This window comes from Sphingomonas sp. 8AM, from assembly GCF_902506455.1.
Classification (GTDB): domain Bacteria; phylum Pseudomonadota; class Alphaproteobacteria; order Sphingomonadales; family Sphingomonadaceae; genus Sphingomonas.
This window is the reverse complement of sequence record NZ_LR733844.1, coordinates 3,507,767-3,527,379: the sequence shown is the minus strand read 5'-3', so window position 1 is coordinate 3,527,379 and position 19,613 is coordinate 3,507,767. Positions and strand designations below refer to the sequence as shown.

The following is a 19,613-nucleotide window of genomic DNA, read 5'->3' as shown; positions in this document are numbered from 1 at the left end:
GGGCGTTTGCAAGGATGCCCTTCGCAAGTTCACAACTTCACATTTGCCCCGCCGCCGCGCGCCGGGCACAACGCCGTCCGCGTCCGGGAGAGAAAGATGTCATCGACGATCGCCGAACTCGAGAACCGCCGCGCCGCGGCGCGCGCCGGTGGCGGGCAGAAGCGCGTCGATGCGCAGCACGCCAAGGGCAAGCTGACCGCGCGCGAGCGGCTCGATGTGTTGCTCGACGAAGGCAGCTTCGAGGAGCTCGATATGTTCGTCGAGCACAATTGCACTGATTTCGGAATGCAGGATCAGATCGTACCCGGCGACGGCGTCGTCACCGGATCGGGGACGATCAACGGGCGGCTGGTGTTCGTCTTTTCGCAGGATTTCACCGTCTTCGGCGGCTCGCTCTCCGAACGTCACGCACAGAAGATCTGCAAGATCATGGACATGGCGCTGAAGGTCGGCGCCCCCGTCATCGGCCTCAACGATTCGGGCGGCGCGCGCATCCAGGAGGGCGTCGCGTCGCTCGGCGGCTATGCCGAGGTGTTCCAGCGCAACGTGCTGGCGAGCGGCGTCGTGCCGCAGCTCAGCCTCATCATGGGGCCGTGCGCGGGCGGGGCGGTCTATTCGCCGGCGATGACCGACTTCATCTTCATGGTGAAGGATTCGAGCTACATGTTCGTCACCGGCCCCGATGTCGTGAAGACCGTGACCAACGAGGTCGTCACGCAGGAGGCGCTGGGTGGCGCAGTGACGCACACCACGAAGACCAGCGTCGCCGATGTCGCCTTCGAAAATGACATCGAGGCGTTGCTGGCGGCGCGCGACTTCATCGACTTCCTGCCGTCCTCGAACCGCGAGGGCGTGCCCGAGCGCCCGACCGACGATCCGTGGGACCGCGCCGAGCACGGGCTCGACACGCTGATCCCCGCGAAGGCCAACCAGCCCTATGACATGCACGAGCTGCTCGCGAAGGTCGTCGACGAGGGCGATTTCTTCGAGATCCAGCCCGCGCATGGCGGCAACATCATCTGCGGCTTCGGACGCATCGAAGGGCGCACCGTCGGCTTCGTCGCCAACCAGCCGATGGTGCTGGCCGGCGTTCTCGACATCAATTCGAGCCGCAAGGCAGCGCGCTTCGTGCGGTTCTGCGACGCGTTCGAGATCCCGATCGTTACTTTCGTCGACGTACCCGGCTTCCTGCCCGGCACCGCGCAGGAGCATAACGGCATCATCAAGCACGGTGCGAAACTGCTGTTCGCCTATGCCGAGGCGACCGTGCCCAAGATCACCGTCATCACCCGCAAGGCCTATGGCGGCGCGTATGACGTCATGGCCTCCAAGCACTTGCGCGGCGATCTGAACTATGCGTGGCCAACCGCCGAGATCGCGGTGATGGGCGCGAAGGGCGCGGTCGAGATCATCTTCCGCGGCCGCACGCCGGAGGAGATCGCCGAGCGCACCGCCGAATATGAAGCACGCTTCGCCAATCCCTTCGTCGCGGCGAGCAAGGGCTTCATCGACGAAGTGATCCAGCCCCATTCCACCCGCCGCCGCATCGCGCTCGGCCTGCGCAAGCTGCGCAACAAGGCGCTGGAGAATCCGTGGAAGAAGCATGACAACATTCCGCTGTGATCCCCTCCGTCACTGCGACCCCGGCCTTGAGCCGGGGGAAGCAATCCAGGGCGTTGTGCGGAACACTGAATGGCGTCGCTGCGCTCGCCATGACGAGATGGCGGCGTGAAGCAGCCGGCGGTCTACATCATGGCCAGTCGACGCAATGGCACGCTCTACGCCGGCGTCACGTCGAACCTCGCGCAACGCGTGTGGCAGCATCGTGAAGGCGTGGTGGAAGGCTTCACGCAACAATACGGCTGCAAGCTGCTGGTCTGGTTTGAGTTCGCCGACACGATGGATGCGGCGATCGCCCGCGAGAAGCAAATCAAGAACGGTTCTCGCGCAAAGAAGATGGCGTTGATCGAAGCGATGAACCCGCAATGGCACGACCTCTACGAACAGATCGCCCATGGATAACGACATGACACATATCCGATCCGTCATTGCGAGCGCAGCGAAGCAATCCAGGGCGTCGCGCGGAACACTGGATTGCTTCGCTACGCTCGCAATGACGGAGACGGTGCGATGACCCTTGGCCGCCTCAACCACGTTGGCATCGCCACGCCGTCAATCGCCCGCGCGATCGAGACCTACCGCACCCTGCTCGGCGCGGAGGCGATCGGTGAGCCGTTCGACCTGCCTGCGCAGGGCGTGAAGGTGTGCTTTATCGACGCGCCCAACACGCAGATCGAGCTGATCGAACCCTGTGACGACACGTCACCGATCGCCGGCTTCCTCAAGAAGAACCCCGCCGGCGGCCAGCACCATGTCTGTTTCGAGGTCCCCGACATCCACGCCGCCATCGCCGACCTCACCGCAAAAGGCGCGACGATCCTAGGCGAACCGCGCATTGGCGCGCATGGCACGCCGATCGTCTTCGTCCACCCGCGCGGCATGGGCGGCGTGCTGGTCGAACTGATGGAAACGCCGCAGGAGGGCGCGCATTGACCTACGAGACGATCACCTTTGACCTCACCGATCGCGTCGCGACGCTCGCGATCGACCGGCCCACGCGGATGAACGCGCTCACCCCGCGCGTCTTCGCCGAGCTGACGGCCGCGATCGACGTCGCGCTGGAGCAAGGCGCGCGCGCGATCGTGCTGACCGGCACCGACGGCGCCTTCTGCTCGGGCGCTGATCTGGTCGGCGACGGCGGCGCGCCGATGCCGCGCGATCTCGGCGAGTCGCTCGACACCAGCTACAACCCCTTCGTCCGCAAGATCGCCGCGCTCGACGTGCCGTTCCTCACCGCGATCAACGGCCCGGCGGTCGGCGCGGGGCTCGGGCTGGCGTTGCTCGGCGATATCAGCGTGATGGCGCGCTCGGCCTATGTGCTGCTCGCCTTCGTCAACATCGGGCTGGTCCCCGACGCCGGGGCGACGTGGCTGGTCGCCAAGGCGGCGGGGCGCACCAGGGCGCTGGAGATGGCGCTGCTCGGCGAGCGCGTGTCGGCCGAGGAAGCGCTCGCCGCCGGGCTGGTGACGCGCGTCGTCGACGATGCGCAGGTGCTCGGGCAAACGCAGCAGCTCGCCGCAAAGCTCGCGGCCGGGCCGTCCGTCGCTATCGGGATGATCCGAAAGCAGGTCGCCGCCGCGCTGTCGCTCGACCTTGACCAGTCGCTGGCGGTCGAGCGCGAGAACCAGACCCGCGCCGGCCACACCCGCGACTTCGCCGAGGCGGTGCGCGCGTTCGTCGAGAAGCGCCAGCCGGTGTTCGAGGGCCGCTGAGCATGGCCGAAGAGCGCAACCTCGGCGAGGACAGCGGCGCGGCCGCGGCGATCGGAACGCCCGCGCCGACCGGCACCGAAAGCTGGGCCGCCGCCGCCGCGAAGGAGGTGAAGGGCCGCGACCTGACGTGGCACACCCCCGAGGGGATCGACGTCAAGCCGCTCTACACGCCCGAGGATGTCGCGGGCTGGGACCCCGGCCTGCCCGGCTTCGCGCCGTTCGCGCGCGGGGTGCGCGCGTCGATGTACGCCGGCCGCCCGTGGACGATCCGCCAATATGCCGGCTTCTCGACCGCCGAGGAATCGAACGCTTTCTACCACCGCAACCTCAAGGCGGGGCAGAAGGGGCTGTCGGTCGCGTTCGATCTCGCCACGCACCGCGGCTACGACAGCGATCATCCGCGCGTCACCGGTGATGTCGGCAAGGCCGGGGTGGCGATCGACACCGTCGAGGACATGAAGATCCTGTTCGACGGCATCCCGCTCGATCAGATGTCGGTCAGCATGACGATGAACGGCGCGGTGATCCCGATCCTCGCCTTCTTCATCGTCGCGGGCGAGGAACAGGGCGTCGACCGGAAGTTGCTCGACGGGACCATCCAGAACGACATCCTCAAGGAGTTCATGGTCCGCAACACCTATATCTACCCGCCCGAACCGTCGATGCGGATCATCTCCGACATCTTCGCCTATACTTCGGCGGAGATGTCGAAGTTCAACAGCATCTCGATTTCCGGCTATCACATGCAGGAGGCCGGCGCGACGCAGGTGCAGGAGCTGGCCTTCACCATCGCCGACGGCATGGAATATGTGAAATACGGCGTCGCCAGCGGGCTCGACATCGACAAGTTCGCCGGGCGGCTCAGCTTCTTCTTCGCGATCGGCATGAACTTCTTCATGGAGATCGCCAAGCTCCGCGCCGCGCGCGTGCTGTGGCACCGCGTGATGACGCAGCTCGGCGCGAGGGACGAGCGCAGCAAGATGCTGCGCACCCACTGCCAGACCAGCGGCGTCTCGCTGACCGAGCAGGACCCGTACAACAACGTCATGCGCACGACGATCGAGGCGATGGCGGCGATGCTGGGCGGCACGCAGTCGCTTCATACCAATGCGCTGGACGAGGCGATCGCGCTGCCGACCGACTTCTCCGCGCGGATCGCGCGCAACACGCAGCTCGTGATCCAGGAAGAGACCGGGATGACCAACGTCGTCGATCCGCTCGGCGGCAGCTATTATGTCGAGGCGCTGACGAAGCGGCTGGTTGACGAGGCGTGGGCGATCATCGAGCGCGTCGAGCGCGAGGGCGGGATGGCCAAGGCGGTTGCGGCCGGCTGGCCCAAGGCGATGATCGAGGAGGCGAGCGCGGCGCGCGCGGCGCGGGTCGATCGCGCGGAGGACGTGATCGTCGGGGTTAACAAATACCGCAAGGACAATGAGGATCCGGTCGAGATCCTCGCGATCGACAATCACGCCGTCCGCGACGCACAGGTTCGCCGCATCCGGCAGGTCAAGGCGGCGCGCGACGAGGCGGCGGCGCGGGCGACGCTCGACGCGCTGCGCGAGGGTGCGCGGGGCGACGCCAATCTGCTCGCGCTCGCGGTCGACTGCGCGCGGGCGCGTGCCACGCTCGGCGAGATTTCCTCGGCGATGGAGGATGTGTTCGGCCGCTATGGCACGCAGCCGACGCCGGTGAAGGGCGTCTACGGCGGCGCCTATACCGACGACGCGCGCTGGTTGCGGCTCGAGGACGGCGTCGCCGCCACCGAGCGCCGGCTGGGCCGCAAGCCGCGGATGCTGGTCGCCAAGATGGGGCAGGACGGCCACGACCGTGGCGCCAATCTGGTCAGCAGCATGTTCGGCGATCTCGGGTTCGAGATCGTGCCGGGGCCGCTGTTCCAGACACCGGAAGAGGCCGCGGTGCTGGCGCTGGCGAAGGACGTCGACATCGTCGGCGCGTCGAGCCTCGCGGCGGGGCACAAGACGCTGATCCCCGAACTGATCGGCCATTTGCGCGACGCTGGCCGCGCGGACATCAAGGTGATCGCGGGCGGGGTGATCCCCGCGCAGGACTATCAGGCCCTGTTCGATGCGGGCGTGCAGGCGATCTTCGGGCCGGGCACCAATCTCATCACCGCGGCGGAAGAAGTATTGCGGCTGCTCGGCCACAATATGCCCCCGCAGGGAGAAGCCGCATGATGGTCCTGCACGTCGTACGTAACACTCGCTCCACACACTCCGTCATCCCCGCGCAGGCGGGGATCCATGGTGCCGCATACACATCGGCGGCAGCATGTGCGGAACGATGGATTCCCGCCTGCGCGGGAATGACGAAGCAGGCGGGGGTAGCGACCATCCTCGCCTTGCTCGCGGCGACAGCCAACCCCGTCAGCGCCCAGACGCAGGCCGACATGAACGCGCAGGCCGCCGCCAGCTACAGGACCGCCGACGCGGCGATGAACGCGCAATGGCCGCGCACCTATGCCGCGATGAAGCGCCGCGACGCCAGCGCGCGCGATGGCTTCGGCTATGCCGCGGCGACGCTCGCCAGCCAGCGCGCGTGGCTCGCCTATCGCGACAGACAGTGCACGATCGAAGGCGGCGAGTTCGCCGGCGGCTCGCTCCAGCCGATGGCGCGCTTGCAGTGTCTGGCGCGGCTGACCAAGGAGCGCGTCACGCAATTGAAGGACCTGATGTGGCAACGCTGATCGAGACGACGACCCGCAACGACTGGACGCGCGAGGAGATCGCCGATCTGTTCGACCTGCCGTTCGACGAGTTGATGTACCGCGCGCAGACCGTCCACCGCGCGCATCACGCACCGTCGGAAGTGCAGCTCTGTACGCTCCTGTCGATCAAGACCGGCGGCTGCCCGGAGGATTGCGGCTATTGCTCGCAGTCGGTGGCGGCTGACAGCGGGGTGAAGGCGACCAAGCTGATGGACGTGCAGGCCGTGCTCCAGCGCGCCGCCGAGGCGAAGGACGCCGGCTCGCAGCGTTTCTGCATGGGCGCGGCATGGCGCAATCCCAAGGACCGCGACATGGACGCGATCATCCAGATGATCGCGGGCGTGCGCGGCATGGGGATGGAAACCTGCATGACGCTGGGGATGCTGACCCCCGAACAGGCGCAGCGGCTCGGCGAGGCCGGGCTCGACTACTACAACCACAATATCGACACCTCGCCCGAGCGGTATGGCGACGTCATCACCACGCGCACCTTCGGCGAGCGGCTCGACACGCTGGAGAATGTCCGCTCGGCGGGGATCAACGTCTGCTGCGGCGGGATCGTCGGAATGGGCGAGACGCGCGCCGATCGCGTCGGCTTCGTCCACGCGCTCGCCACGCTGCCGCGCCATCCTGAAAGCGTGCCGGTCAATGCGCTGGTGCCGGTCAAGGGCACGGTGCTCGGCGACATGCTCGCCGACACGCCGCTCGCCAAGATCGACGACATCGAGTTCGTCCGCACCGTCGCGGTCGCGCGGATCACGATGCCGCTCAGCATGGTGCGGCTGTCGGCGGGGCGCGAGAGCATGGGCGAGGCGACGCAGGCGTTGTGCTTCATGGCGGGCGCGAACTCGATCTTCACCGGCGACAAGCTGCTGACCGCCGGCAACCGCGGCGACAGCGCCGACGCGGCGCTGTTCGCGAAGCTGGGGGTGCGGCCGATGGAAGCGCCCGAGCCGATGCGCGTGTGCGAGGCGGCGGAGTAGATGCCGACGGTGCTGCGGATCGGCGCGTTCCGCTTCTACTTCTACAGCCACGAACCAAACGAGCCGCCGCATGTCCATGTCGATCATGGTGAAGCGACGATCAAGGTCTGGCTGGAGCCTGTGGAAGTGGCGCGCAGCCGCGGCTTTCGCGCGCACGAGATCAATGACATTCTCGGCATGGTCGGGCAGCACCGGACCTTGCTGCTGGAGGCGTGGCATGAATATTTCGGCTAGGATCACCGACGAGCGCGTGCTGGACGTCCGCTTCGACGACGCCAGCCTGATCGTCGACCTCATGGACGGGCGAACGATCGCGGTGCCGCTCGCCTGGTATCCACGGCTGCTGCACGCCAGCGCCGCGCAGCGGGCGCATTGGGAAAAAGCGGGCGCGGGTTACGGCATCCATTGGCCGGACATCGACGAAGACCTGAGCACGGACGGCTTGCTGCATGGGATTCCGGCAGCCCGCGCGAACTGAGAAAAGAAAAACAGGAGAGGCCGTTGTTCAAGAAGATCCTGGTCGCCAACCGTGGCGAGATCGCGTGCCGCGTCTTCCGCACCGCCAGGAAGATGGGCATCGCCACCGTCGCGGTCTATTCGGACGCCGACGCGCGCAGCCCGCACGTCCTGATGGCGGACGAGGCGGTGCGGCTCGGGCCGGCACCGGCGGTGGACAGCTATCTGAAGGCCGAGCTGATCCTGCTCGCCGCGAAGGAAACCGGCGCGGACTGCATCCATCCCGGCTACGGCTTCCTCTCCGAACGCGAGAGCTTCGCGCGCGCCTGCGCCGAGGCCGGGATCGCCTTCGTCGGCCCGCCGCCGAACGCGATCGCCGCGATGGGCGACAAGATCGAATCGAAGAAGCTCGCCAAGGCGGCCGGCGTCAACGTCGTCCCCGGCTATCTCGGCGAGATCGCCGACACCGACGAGGCGGTGCGGATCGCCGCCGAGATCGGCTTCCCGGTGATGATGAAGGCCAGCGCCGGCGGCGGCGGTAAGGGAATGCGGCTGGCGTGGAGCGAACAGGATGTCCGCGATGGCTTCGAGGCGACCAAGCGGGAAGGACTTGCGTCGTTCGGGGACGACCGCGTGTTCATCGAGAAGTTCATCGAGAGCCCGCGCCACATCGAGATCCAGTTGCTCGGCGACCAGCACGGCAACATCGTCTACCTCAACGAGCGCGAATGCTCGATCCAGCGCCGCCACCAGAAGGTGGTCGAGGAAGCGCCGTCGCCGTTCATCACCCCGGCGATGCGCAAGGCGATGGGCGAGCAAGCGGTCGCGCTCGCCCGCGCCGTCGGCTATTACAGCGCGGGGACGGTCGAGCTGATCGTCTCGGGCGCGGATACGACCGGCGAGAGCTTCTATTTCCTCGAGATGAACACCCGGCTGCAGGTCGAGCATCCGGTGACCGAGGAGATCACCGGGCTCGATCTGGTCGAACAGATGATCCGCGTCGCGGCCGGCGAAAAGCTGTCGTTCGGGCAGGACGACGTGCGACTCTACGGCTGGTCGATCGAGAATCGCGTCTATGCCGAGGACCCGTATCGCGGCTTCCTGCCGAGCATCGGGCGGCTGGTGCGGTATGCGCCGCCGGCGACCACATCCGTCATTGCGAGCGAAGCGACGCAATCCAGTGACGGACCAGGACGCCCTGGATTGCTTCGCTCCGCTCGCAATGACGAGGTCAGGGTCCGCGTCGACGACGGCGTCGCCGAGGGCGGCGAGGTCAGCATGTTCTACGACCCGATGATCGCCAAGCTCGTCACCTGGGCGCCGACCCGCGAGGCGGCGATCGATGCGCAGGTCGCCGCACTCGACGCCTTCACGATCGAGGGGCCGGGGACCAACCTGCACTTCCTCTCGGCGCTGATGCAGCATCCGCGCTTCCGCTCGGGGAACATCACCACCGGCTTCATCGCCGAGGAATATCCCGACGGCTTCCACGGCGCGCCCGCCAGCCCCGCGCTCAAGACGACGCTCGCCGCGGTCGGCGCGGTCGCGGCACACGCTCAGGTGACGCGCGCGCGGCAGGTCGACGGGCAGCTCGGCCACGTCCTGTCGGCACCGGGCGAATGGGTCGCCCGCGTCGATGGACACGATCATGACGTAACGATCCGCGATGGCCGCATAACCGTCGACGGCAGCCCGCTCGACGCCACGATCGCCTACACTCCCGGCGCGCGCACCGTGCAGGTCGATGGCGACGATCCGCTGACCGTAGCGATCTCCAAGCAACGCGACGGCTTCACGCTCACCACGCGCGGTGCACGCCACAAGGTTCGCGTCCTCCCCGCGCACGTCGCGCCTTATGCCGCGCATCTGATCGAGAAAGTCCCGCCCGACCTGTCGAAGTTCCTGATCGCACCGATGCCGGGGCTGCTCGTCCGGCTCGATGTCGCGGCGGGCGACCGCGTCGAGGCCGGACAGGCGCTGGCGGTGGTCGAGGCGATGAAGATGGAAAACATCCTCCGCGCCGAGAAATCCGGCACCGTCGCCACGGTGCAGGCGCAGGCCGGCGACAGTCTGGCGGTGGATCAGGTCATTCTCGAGCTGGAATGATGCGACCGCGACATATCGCGACATATTAGCGCTGGACGCGCGCCTTATGCGTGCGTCATGCACGACGATATGAGGCGCGTTCTTCTCTGCACGACGATGGCGCTGGCGGCTGCGGGCTGCACCGTCGGCCCCGATTATCGTCCGCCCGCCGCCGCCGCGCTGGCGGTGCCCGCCGGCTATTCGGTGCGCGCCGCGCCGACGCCCGAGGATCTGACGCGCTGGTGGCAGCGGTTCGACGATCCGGTGCTCGGGCAGCTGGTCGAGCAGGCGTCGACCGCGAACACCGACGTCGCGCAGGCGGTCGCCCGGTTGCGGCAGGCGCGCGAGGCGCTGGTGCAGAGCCGCGCCGACCTGCTCCCGACGCTCAGCGGCAACACCGGCTACAGCCGCTCGGAGACGCTGCGCGGCGGCGGGCAGACGATCACGCTCCCCGATGGCACCGTCCAGAACATCGGCGGCGGCGGCGGCGCGAACAATTTCTCGATCGGCGGCAGTGCGTCCTACCAGCTCGGGCTGTTCGGCGAGGTGCGCCGGACGATCGAGGCGAGCCGCGCCCAATATGAGGCGTCCGGGTTCGACTATGCCGCGACGCTGTTGACCGTCCAGCAGGAGACCGCGCGCAACTACATCCTCGCGCGGCTCTACCAGCAGCAGCTCGCCAATGCCCGCGCCAGCCTGGCGTTGCAGGAGGACAATCTCGAGATCGCGGGCTTCCGCCTGCAGGCCGGGCTCGTCTCGTCGCTCGATCAGGAGCAGGCGCGGCAACAGCGCGCGCAGACCGCCGCGACGATCCCGACGCTCGAGCAGCAATATAACGCCGCGGTGTCGCGGCTCGGCGTGCTGACCGCGCAGGCACCCGGCGCGCTCAAGCCGTTGCTCGCCGAGGTCCGCGCAATCCCGACCGGCACGCCGCCCGCCGGGATCGGCATCCCCGCCGACGTGCTCCGCCAGCGCCCCGACGTGCGCGCCGCCGAACGCACGCTCGCCGCCGCCACCGCGCAGATCGGCGTCGCACAGGCGGCGCTCTATCCCAATTTCGCGTTCAGCGGGAACATCAATGCGCGCGCCAATACAGTCGGCTCGCTGCTCGACACCGTCACCGGCGGGCTGTTCGCGGGACTGACGCAGGCGATCTTCAACGGTGGCCGGCTGCGCAGTCAGGTGCGTGGACAGGAAGCCGCCGCCGACGCCGCGCTCGCCGCCTATAAGGGCACCGTGCTGACCGCGCTGGAGGATGTCGAGAACGCCGTCGTCGCGCTCGACACCGCCGATCGCCGCGAGCGCGAGCTGGCGGTCGCGTTCGACGCCGCCGGCAACGCCGCCTTGCTGTCGCGCGAACAATATCGCAGCGGTTTGAGCGACTTCACGACGCTCAGCCAGCAGGAAGCGACGCTGCTCACCACCCGCAACAGCGCGGCACAGGCGCGCGCCGACGAGGCGACCGCGCTGGTCCAGCTCTTCGCCGCGCTCGGCGGCGGCTGGGACAGCACGACCGTGCCGACCGCGCCGCCGCGCGTCGCCTCCGCGCCGACGCTCGCCCAGCCCGCCCCGACCGCGACCATTGCGCCTCGCTCAACTCGTACCGCTTAATCCCCATCACTCGCTCCGAGCCTCGACACGGATGCCTATGAATCAGCCTTCACGGCGTTTGGGAATCCTGAATGTCGATCCGGCCTAGGATTTTAGCGAATGGCCGGTAGGCCTTTCTCCATAAAATCGGATCATTATCCGGGCGACCACGCCTCGCCGTACGACATGAACCGCCTCGCTGACTTTTATCGCGACGCCGCTCATCGATCCTCTGGGGCGATCCTGATCGGCGACCCGACCAGCGCCGGACCCATGCGGCTGCTGGCTATACACTCGATCGAGCTGAATTTGTCGGCATACCTCCTGCTTCAGGGTTCATCCTGGTCCGAAATCCGCAAGATGGGTCATGACCTGACCGTGCGTCTTGAGCGTGCGACGGCGCGGGGACTGGTGCTTCGCGAACGAACCTCTGCCCACATCCGGGCCATCGCGCGAGATCGCGAATATCTCGTCGCCAGGTACGGGCCCGACTGCCTCTCCACCGCCTCGCAGATGAACAGGCTGCTTGCGACGCTTGAGGAGGTCGCGCGCAAGGTGTCGCGGGCAGTGGCGGATGCCCCGCCTTTGCAGCCGATCCCACGATCCGACACCAGCTCCGCTGAAGGGGCAGAGAGGAGACTGGTTACTCATGGACCAGCAGTTGGTTCCGGATGACTGTCCACCGGCGCCGAATGGTCGGATTAAGATCTACCATCAATTATTTGCCCGACGGTTCAGCCTCAGCAAGCTCAAATATGTCGCAGGCTGCTTCCGCTGGCGAGATCGCGAGGATCGGCATGGATTAATCTATTCTAACCTGCTCAAGCAGCTCTTGCGAGCAAGCCGGCTTTGCAATGCCGTAAAGTTTGTCGATCAGGCTGGTCGAAAGTTGCGTGTCCGGAAGGGCCCCGAGATCATCGAACCAGTCTGCCGGTACTGGCCGCGTGTAGAGCGTGGTCCGAGCGTCCCGTGCCGTTGCCCGGGCAGGCGTAGACCGCGACGCCCGGAGCTCCGCTACAAGTCTGCGGTAAATCCGATGGCCAGAACTCGCGTCTTACTGCGTGCGTATGCGTCGTTAAATAGCTCGATCGACCCGCGGGTTATGTCTTGATGGGATTTGACGACGACGATGTCAAGAATGCGAAATCCGACCATCACGAGCGCTCCAAATCGATCGAGCTCACCCGTGTTTATCCTGAATGTCGCAACGCCCTCTTCATAGTAAGGAAATTTGTGCTTGTACTCGAGCGCCCATATATCGCCTTCTGTCGCGACTATCGCGTCCAGATCGATCCCACGGGGGAAGCGCAATCCCACGACATCGTTCATGAAATAGCGTTTGAGACCAAGCTCGTCCCAGATGCCGTCACCCAGACGAGGTGCCAGATACTGCCAGAACATCGTCGCGCGGCGGATCGCACAATTAGCGGTATCGTCATCTCGCGCGACCGGGTGCGGAATCTTCGGCCGCAATTTGGTAAGGAGATCTGGAAGTGGACGCAGGTACTTCGGCCGGCCCGGAAAGGCGTCCCACACCAGGAAGTGATCGCTTCCGTTGGCGTGACGGTGTTCAACCTCAAAGGTTTCCATCGCCTGCGAGAGCAGTTCCAGATACCGGGAAGTTGCTTGGGACCGCATCCTCACCCATGCGAGTGCACGTCGCCGCGCGCTGCCGAACAGCGCAGTTGAAACGTCAAGTATTTCTACCGGCCTGATTGGCGATGAACCTGCACGGATCAGATCGTCGAGCATGATCCCGACCGCCATGCCCTCGGTCAGTTTCGCGGGATCGACCAGAAGGGTTTCCAGTGTCCGGCGTTAAAGCTCGGTTGGGGTGCCGATGACGGGCGCAGCGGAGCAGATCATCTGCTCACCCTAAAGAAACTGACCTGACGTTATCTTAATCGTCGGCCGTATCGCCAGCCTCACGAGGGAGTGCCTTTCTGGAGAGACGTGTCGGCAGACATGCATTTCGCCGCAAAAAATAACCCGAACGTCGCATGTTTGAAGGGGCGGGGGTACGACGGGGGGTATCCGATTAAATCAGCCCAAATAAATCATCTGTTTTCACTTTCGTACAAACCTGCAAGTTCCCAGTCGGTGCTGTCCCCGCAACCAACATACAGACATCCACACGACGGCCCCGGTCTTTCACAAAGACCGGGGCCGTCGTGCCTTCCGCCGGCAACGCTCCGCCTAGTCCTGACGATAACGCCCCATCGTCACCTTCAGCACCTGCGGACGATCGAGCAGATTGATCCCATAGTCCGTCTGGTCGCCATTCCACACACGCGCCGTCACCCAACACCCCCCGGCAAAACCACCCTCCTCCACGCGCAACACCAGCGCACCCGAAACCTTCTCCGCCGGCTCGATCGCAACCCGGACATGGTCACCCACGATCAGGAACTCGTCCGCGGACAGCTGCGCCACCGCGAGCCCGCCAACCATGTCTTCCGCCCACGGCGCTGGGACGGCTTTGAGCCATGTCCACTCGCGCATCCCGAACTGCCACTCGCCCCAGGATGCCTTGATCGTCCAGGCCCCCATGCGGGTTGACGTAGCGGCGCCGTCGTCAGGCCTGGCGGCACCCCACGTCGGGTGTTCATACGCGATCCGGGCCCAATCCCGCATGATCGAGCCGAACATGCGGTAGGTGAGCGTCAGCGGTGCGAGCGTCGTCTCACTCAGGTCGCGCGCGCCGAGCGGGAAGTTGAAGTAGCCACTTTCGTCCATCCCGAACGGCGCGTAGCCGATCGCGCCGCGTCCCAGCGCGGCATAGACGTAGCGGTGGAAGTCGCGTGCATTGCCGACCTCCGGAACCATCAACGCGTTATCGGAGCGGGCATATAGATCGAGATACGCCGTCGCGTTGGCGCTCTTGCGGTCATAGATGTCCGGTGCGGCGAAATCGACATGCGGTGCTGCGGCTTTCCAGATCTCGAGCACGTCCTGCTGCGGTCCGCCGCTCGCGACTCCATCCGGGTCGGGAACGTTCGAGGGGCCGGCGAGTGCGGCGTTCACGTACATCGGCAAGGGTTTCACCGCCTTGCCCGCCGCGGCGATCGCCTCGACATAGGAGGCGACGTACCAGGTGTTAAAGGCACGATCAGCCTGGGCGCCGAACACCTGCGACCATGTTCCGCTGCGGCCGAGTCTCTTGGCCAGCGCCGTCGGAATGGACTTGGCGAACAGCCCGTTCGCGGTCGGAGAATAGTCGCGCGGGTTGCGATAGCTGCCGGTCTCATTCTCCGGCTGGACCATGATGACGGTGTGCTGGGCATCATGGTCGCGCAGATATTCCATGACCTTCACGAACGCGGTGCGATCCGCCGCCAACGTCGCCGCGCCGTGCGCGCTGAGGACGCCATGATCTTGACCATCGCGCTTTTTCATCCGCGGGAAGCGACGATTATCGAGCTTGACCCAGTCCGGGGTATAGCCGGGCGAGGTGTTCTTCCACGTTCCGAACCACAGCAGCACGACGCGCTTGTCATGCGACCGCGCCTGATCGAGCAATTCTTGTAGAAAGGAGAGGTCGAAACGCCCCTCCTGCGGCTCGACCTGCTGCCAGGCGATCGGCACTTCGACGGTATTCGCGTGAATCCGGTCGAGTACCGGCCACGCGGTCTTGAGCACCTGGGCATAATTGCTCGAATTGTTGACCTGCGCGCCGAGGATCGTGAACGGCGCCCCGTCGACGATCAACGCATGGCGGCCGTGGCGACTTTCCAGATGCGGAATCTGCGCTGCAGCGGTGCCCGTGGCCGCAAGCAACAACCCTGCAGTAAAGGCGATCCGTCCGAACATGTCCTCTCCCCATCCCCTCGGTCGAGGCTGACTTGTGCCGCGGATCATCGTGCCGCTAAGGAATGGTAGCGCTATGAAAGCTTAGCGCAACGGGGTGGGATGATGATCGAGCGAGCGGATCGGGGCAAGGTGACGCGCGCGTGGCGCGCCGCGCTGGTGGGAGGGTTGGCAGTTTTCGCCATCCCCGCCATCGCCGCGCCGCTGGCCACGGTCGATCGCAACGGTGCACTGGTCGCGATCGAGCCTTATGCCCCGAACATCATCCGCGTGACGATCGCGCTGGATCGCGTCCTTGCGGACGCGTCACCAGGCGAGGGGCCGAACGCCAGCGCCGATGCCGCGGGGTGGCGGCATCGCAGCGACGCGACCGGCGACGTCTTCGCCTCGGCGGCGATGATCGTCACCGTCAAGTCGCAGCACTGGCCGGGCGCGCCGTCGCAGATGCAGCGCTATTTCGCGCCATCGCTCCCGCCGGTGTCAATCACCTTCGCCGACGGTCGCGGACGCATGCTGACCGAGATGAAAGGCTGGGAGCGCGCGCCGCACACGGTCACGGGCGAGCAGACGTTCAAGGTCGGCGCGAGCTTCTCGGTTCAGCCCGGTGAGCATTTCTATGGGCTCGGGCAAAATCAGGAAGGGAAGCTCGACCTCAAGGGGCGCACGATCGACTGTCGGCACAATTACGATGCTCCGGCCGGCGAAACGGTATGCGTGCCGTTCATGGTCACCAACAAGGGCTATGGGATCGTCTGGGACAATCCCTCGGCGCTGACGGTGTCGGCGGGGCTCAACAACGGGACGCATTTTCAGTCCAATGTCGGGGAGCGCGTGTCATTTTTCGTCATCAGCGGTTCGACCGCCGACGAGCTTTACGCGGGTTATGCCAGGCTGACCGGTACCACGCCCCTGCCGCCCAAAGCCGCCTTCGGGTTGATCCAGTCCAAGGCGCGCTATGAGACGCAAAAGGAGCTGCTCGACATCGCCGATGGCTACCGCCGGCGCGGCTATCCGCTCGACGTGATGGTGCTCGACTGGTTCTACTGGACGCGAATGGGCCAGCTCGACATCGACCGGAACTTCTTCCCCGATCCGAGGGGCATGAACGACGCGCTCAGAGCCGGGGGCATGCGCTCGATCATCAGCGTCTGGCCGCGGTTCGAGAAGGAGTCGCGCTATTACGACATGCTGGCGGCGCAGGGGTGGCTGCTCCACCACAAGGACGGGACGCCGGTCGACGGGCTGGCGGTACGTTCCGATCGCGCTGGAGCATTGATCGATTCGACCAACCCGGAGGCGCGGAACTGGTTCTGGGGCAAGCTGCGCGACAATATTGCGTCGCAGGGCTTCGACTGGTTCTGGCTTGATGAGACCGAGCCTGATCTCGTGCCGGACGGCTATCATTATTCGATCGGCACCGGGGACCGGTTTCACAATCTTTTCCCGCTAGTTCACACCGCCGGGGTGGCGCAGGGAACTGCGCGTGACCGGCCAAATTTGCGCAATCTGATTTTGTCGCGGGCGGCTTATTTGGGGGTGCAGCGGACGGGGGCGTTGTTCTGGTCGTCGGACGTGCAGTCGACGTGGGAAGTGCTCAAGCGGCAAGTGCCTGCGGGGCTTGGCTTTACCGCCAGCGGCATGGCCTATTGGAGCAGCGATACCGGCGGATGGCAGTGGCCGAGCGGCCCGGTCGCGTCGCGTCCGGTGCTGCTCGATCCGGCCGGGGCGACAGCAATGGGCGCAAATTACCCCGATTATCCGGAGTTGTTCGCACGCTGGTTCGCGTACAACAGCTTTACGCCGACGCTGCGTATCCACGGGCAACGTCCCGCGACGGCAATCTGGGAGTATGGCGCGGCGGCCGAGCCGGTGCTCGCGAAATTCCTGAAGCTGCGGTACGCCCTGATGCCGTACCTCTATTCGCTGGGTTACGGCACCTACAAGAGCGGCGCGCCGTTCATGCGCGCGCTGTTCATGGACTTCCCCGACGATCCCAACGTCGCGACGATCGGCGACCAATATATGTTCGGGCCGGCGTTCCTCGTGGCGCCGGTGACCGATCAGGGCGTAACCGAGCGCAAGGTGTACCTGCCGGCGGGGGCGGACTGGTACGATTACTGGACGAACCGGCGCTACACCGGCGGGCAGACGATCACAGCCGCCGCACCGATCGACCAGATCCCGTTGTTCGTCCGCGCGGGTTCGATCGTGCCGTTCGGCGCGGCGGTGCCGAGCACCGCGACCGAGCAGAAGCTGGAGCTGATCCGCGTCTATCCGGGGCGCAGCACCAGCTTCACGCTGTATGACGACGACGGCACGACCAACGATTACCGCACCAAGGGCGGGCGCAGCGCGACGCTGTCGTGGGACGATGCGGCCGGTCGGCTGAGCGCGTCGGGGCGGTTGCCGACCGGACAGGATGCGGCGGGATTGGTGCAGGTGGTGAAGTAAGGCGACCCGTGTTGCCCCGGCCTTCGCGGGATGACGAGGGTGGGGTGCCATTGCGAGCGTAGCGAAGCAATGCAGGGCCGGATCAGGACGCCCTGGATTGCTTCGCTACGCTCGCAATGACGGAGACGTTAACGGCGATGCGGTTTGTCGCCGTCGATCGACCATTCCCACAGGCCGGCGCCCGGCGTCGCCACGGTCAGCCGTAGGTAGCGTGCATTGACGGGATGGCGCAGCGTCACCGGGGAGCCCTGATGTTCGCCCGGTGCGAGCAGCGGCGTCCAGCGCCGACCGTCGCGCGAGGCTTCGACTGCGTAGCGGTAGCGGCGGTTGGGATATTCCGGCCGGATGCGGCTGCCCGTCACCTGACGGGCCGCGCCCAGATCGGCGACGATGTTGCCGGTCCCGTTCGCGGGGGCGCGCCACAGCGTCGCGTAATTGTCGTCTGCGGCCTTGACCGCCGCGGGGTTGCGGACCGGCGTCCACGTCAGGCCACGGTCGCGCGCGGCCACGAAGCCCGCGACCGTGCTGCCGTGCGTTGGACGGACGGGCACGAACGTACCATCCTCTGCGATCGTCAGCGGATCGACCGCCACTTGCCGCAGCACCGTATCGCCCGATTGCGGCCAGGGGAGCGCTTGCCGGTGATAGAGAATGTAGCTGTGCCCCTGCGAGCGGAACACGGCATGATGGCCGGGGCTGACGATGTCGCGCGCGGCGTCGGTCTGGAGCAGCGGGCTGTTCGGCGCCTCGTGGAAAGGGCCGAACGGTGTCGCGCCGATCGCGTAGCGGACCTTGTAGGTATCCTTGGTGGTATTGCCGTCGCTGTAGGTGAGCAGGTAGCGGCCCCCGGCCTTCACCATGAACGGACCCTCGAAGTAATTTTCCGGGGTGACGTCGCGCGGGGTGCCGTCGAAGGTGACCATGTCGGGCTTGAGCCGGACGACGAAGCAATGGCCGTTGGTCCAGTTCAGCCCCGACCCCCAATAGAGATACGCCCGACCGTCGTCGTCGATGAACGCCTCGGCATCGATCATGTGATAGGCCGGTGCGAAGTCGCGCGCGATCAGCGGTTTGCCGCCATTGGCGTCGTGCCACGGCCCGGCGGGGGAGGCGGCGCTGCCGACCCACACCTCGCTGCCGACCGACACGTACATATACCAGCGGCCGTTCGCTGCGTGGACCACCGATGGTGCCCATACCTTCGAGTCACCCGAGGTCGGGCTGGTCGCGGCGGCCTTGGTCGGCCAGTTCGGCGTCGAGAAGCGCCAGTCGCGGCCGTTCTCCGACGTCCATAGCCCGAGCCGTTCGTCGCCCCACGGGTCGATGGTGGCGAAGATGTACCAGCGGTTGCCGTCGTGGACGATCGAGGGATCGGCGAAATAACCGGGGAGCAGCGGGTTGCCCGCGCCCGGCGCATCCCAGCGGGCGGGTTCGTCGGCGGCGAGCGTCAGCGGCGCGGCGAGGAGCAGCAGCGCGGGGGCGAAACGGTGCCGGCGGGCGATCAGGCGGGGCATGGCAGGTCCTTTGCGCCGTCACGGCGCAGGATGAGGGTGACGATCGCGCGGGCGGGGGCGAGCGTTCCCGGTACGCAGGTCGCGCGGTGCGTGGCGTCGGTGACGATCATCTGCGTCGTCCAGCCGGCAGGCACCGCCAATTGCCGCGGGGTGATGCCGGGGTTGACGTGGACCAGCGTCAGCCGCCGCCCGTCCGGCGACAGCGCACCGATCGTGTCGAGATCGTCCACGGGCACCAGCCGGTCGCCGGGGCGGATGTAGCGGCTGAACTGTGCCATCGCCCAATATTTCTGCGTGACGTGGATCGCATGAGGCAGGGTCGCGGGCGCGCGCAGGTCGGCCTTCAACAGCCCCCAGTTGCTCCCCTTTGCGCCGTCGACGGTGCTGAGCGTCTCGACCGCTTGCCAGAAGACCCAGGCGGCGGGCTCCAGCCGCTTGATGTCGAGCACGATATGTTCGGCCATCGCCAGCGGCGAGGCCATGCCGGCAAAATCCTCCGGGTCCTTGTCGAGCGGTGCGTCATTCTCGCTCATCCACAACCGGACGCCGGCGGCACGCGCGGCGTCGCGCACCCCGGTCTGGTGAATGTTGCCATAGCTGTGGACGTTGAGCTGTCCGACCCGCGCGCGCGTCGCGGCGGGATAGGCCGCCCAATCGGCGAGGAAGAGCA

16 protein-coding genes are annotated in these 19,613 nt (G+C 66.3%); 13 read left to right on the top strand and 3 right to left on the bottom strand.

From position 1 onward, the window contains the following. Positions 1-96 precede the first annotated feature (96 nt). From BACI71_RS16555 to BACI71_RS16500, 12 genes are all read left to right on the top strand, one after another. Positions 97-1,623 (top strand): acyl-CoA carboxylase subunit beta, encoded by a 1,527-nt coding sequence (locus BACI71_RS16555; protein WP_159760481.1) that lies wholly within the window; start codon positions 97-99, stop codon positions 1,621-1,623. A gap of 129 nt (positions 1,624-1,752) precedes the next feature. After that, positions 1,753-2,022 carry a GIY-YIG nuclease family protein gene (locus BACI71_RS16550; RefSeq protein WP_159761304.1) on the top strand — a complete coding sequence of 90 codons (270 nt, stop codon included), beginning with the start codon at positions 1,753-1,755 and terminating at the stop codon, positions 2,020-2,022. Between the two features lie 108 nt (positions 2,023-2,130). Next, entirely contained in the window at positions 2,131-2,553 is a 423-nt protein-coding gene (gene mce, locus BACI71_RS16545) for a methylmalonyl-CoA epimerase (protein ID WP_159760480.1), read from the top strand. Beyond that, the gene (locus BACI71_RS16540; protein WP_159760479.1) at positions 2,550-3,332 is read left to right on the top strand and encodes an enoyl-CoA hydratase-related protein; all 783 of its coding nucleotides are present in this window, start codon (positions 2,550-2,552) and stop codon (positions 3,330-3,332) included. The genes mce and BACI71_RS16540 overlap by 4 nt, the downstream gene beginning before the upstream one ends. A 2-nt stretch (positions 3,333-3,334) precedes the next feature. Beyond that, entirely contained in the window at positions 3,335-5,527 is a 2,193-nt protein-coding gene (gene scpA / locus BACI71_RS16535; RefSeq protein WP_236553027.1) for a methylmalonyl-CoA mutase, read from the top strand. Positions 5,528-5,655: 128 nt separating this feature from the next. Beyond that, a complete protein-coding gene (locus BACI71_RS16530; RefSeq protein ID WP_159760477.1) occupies positions 5,656-6,036 on the top strand; it encodes a lysozyme inhibitor LprI family protein in 381 nt (126 codons plus the stop codon). After that, positions 6,024-7,040 carry a biotin synthase BioB gene (gene bioB, locus BACI71_RS16525; RefSeq protein ID WP_443018486.1) on the top strand — a complete coding sequence of 339 codons (1,017 nt, stop codon included), beginning with the start codon at positions 6,024-6,026 and terminating at the stop codon, positions 7,038-7,040. Before BACI71_RS16530 ends, bioB begins: the two co-directional genes overlap by 13 nt. Continuing rightward, complete coding sequence (locus BACI71_RS16520) at positions 7,041-7,274, top strand: DUF4160 domain-containing protein (RefSeq protein ID WP_159760475.1); 234 nt, start codon at positions 7,041-7,043, stop codon at positions 7,272-7,274. Next, on the top strand, positions 7,258-7,518 hold the full coding sequence (locus tag BACI71_RS16515) for a DUF2442 domain-containing protein (RefSeq protein WP_159760473.1): 261 nt from the start codon (positions 7,258-7,260) through the stop codon (positions 7,516-7,518). Before BACI71_RS16520 ends, BACI71_RS16515 begins: the two co-directional genes overlap by 17 nt. A 23-nt stretch (positions 7,519-7,541) precedes the next feature. Continuing rightward, the gene (locus BACI71_RS16510; protein ID WP_159760471.1) at positions 7,542-9,602 is read left to right on the top strand and encodes an acetyl-CoA carboxylase biotin carboxylase subunit; all 2,061 of its coding nucleotides are present in this window, start codon (positions 7,542-7,544) and stop codon (positions 9,600-9,602) included. A 69-nt stretch (positions 9,603-9,671) separates the two neighbouring features. Beyond that, a complete protein-coding gene (locus tag BACI71_RS16505; RefSeq protein ID WP_159760469.1) occupies positions 9,672-11,192 on the top strand; it encodes an efflux transporter outer membrane subunit in 1,521 nt (506 codons plus the stop codon). A gap of 165 nt (positions 11,193-11,357) precedes the next feature. After that, a complete protein-coding gene (locus BACI71_RS16500; protein ID WP_201297400.1) occupies positions 11,358-11,846 on the top strand; it encodes a hypothetical protein in 489 nt (162 codons plus the stop codon). Between the two features lie 339 nt (positions 11,847-12,185). Here BACI71_RS16500 and BACI71_RS16495 read toward each other — a convergent pair whose 3' ends face one another. Beyond that, the gene (locus BACI71_RS16495) at positions 12,186-12,923 is read right to left on the bottom strand and encodes a hypothetical protein (protein WP_159760467.1); all 738 of its coding nucleotides are present in this window, start codon (positions 12,921-12,923) and stop codon (positions 12,186-12,188) included. Between the two features lie 444 nt (positions 12,924-13,367). Beyond that, a complete protein-coding gene (locus BACI71_RS16490; RefSeq protein WP_159760465.1) occupies positions 13,368-14,981 on the bottom strand; it encodes a DUF5597 domain-containing protein in 1,614 nt (537 codons plus the stop codon). Between the two features lie 102 nt (positions 14,982-15,083). Between BACI71_RS16490 and BACI71_RS16485 the strand changes: the two genes are divergently transcribed. Next, a complete protein-coding gene (locus tag BACI71_RS16485; RefSeq protein ID WP_159761298.1) occupies positions 15,084-17,429 on the top strand; it encodes a glycoside hydrolase family 31 protein in 2,346 nt (781 codons plus the stop codon). A 128-nt stretch (positions 17,430-17,557) separates the two neighbouring features. Here the strand turns inward: BACI71_RS16485 and BACI71_RS16480 are convergent, their stop codons facing one another. Continuing rightward, complete coding sequence (locus BACI71_RS16480) at positions 17,558-18,943, bottom strand: family 43 glycosylhydrolase (RefSeq protein ID WP_159760463.1); 1,386 nt, start codon at positions 18,941-18,943, stop codon at positions 17,558-17,560. Positions 18,944-19,613 lie beyond the last annotated feature (670 nt).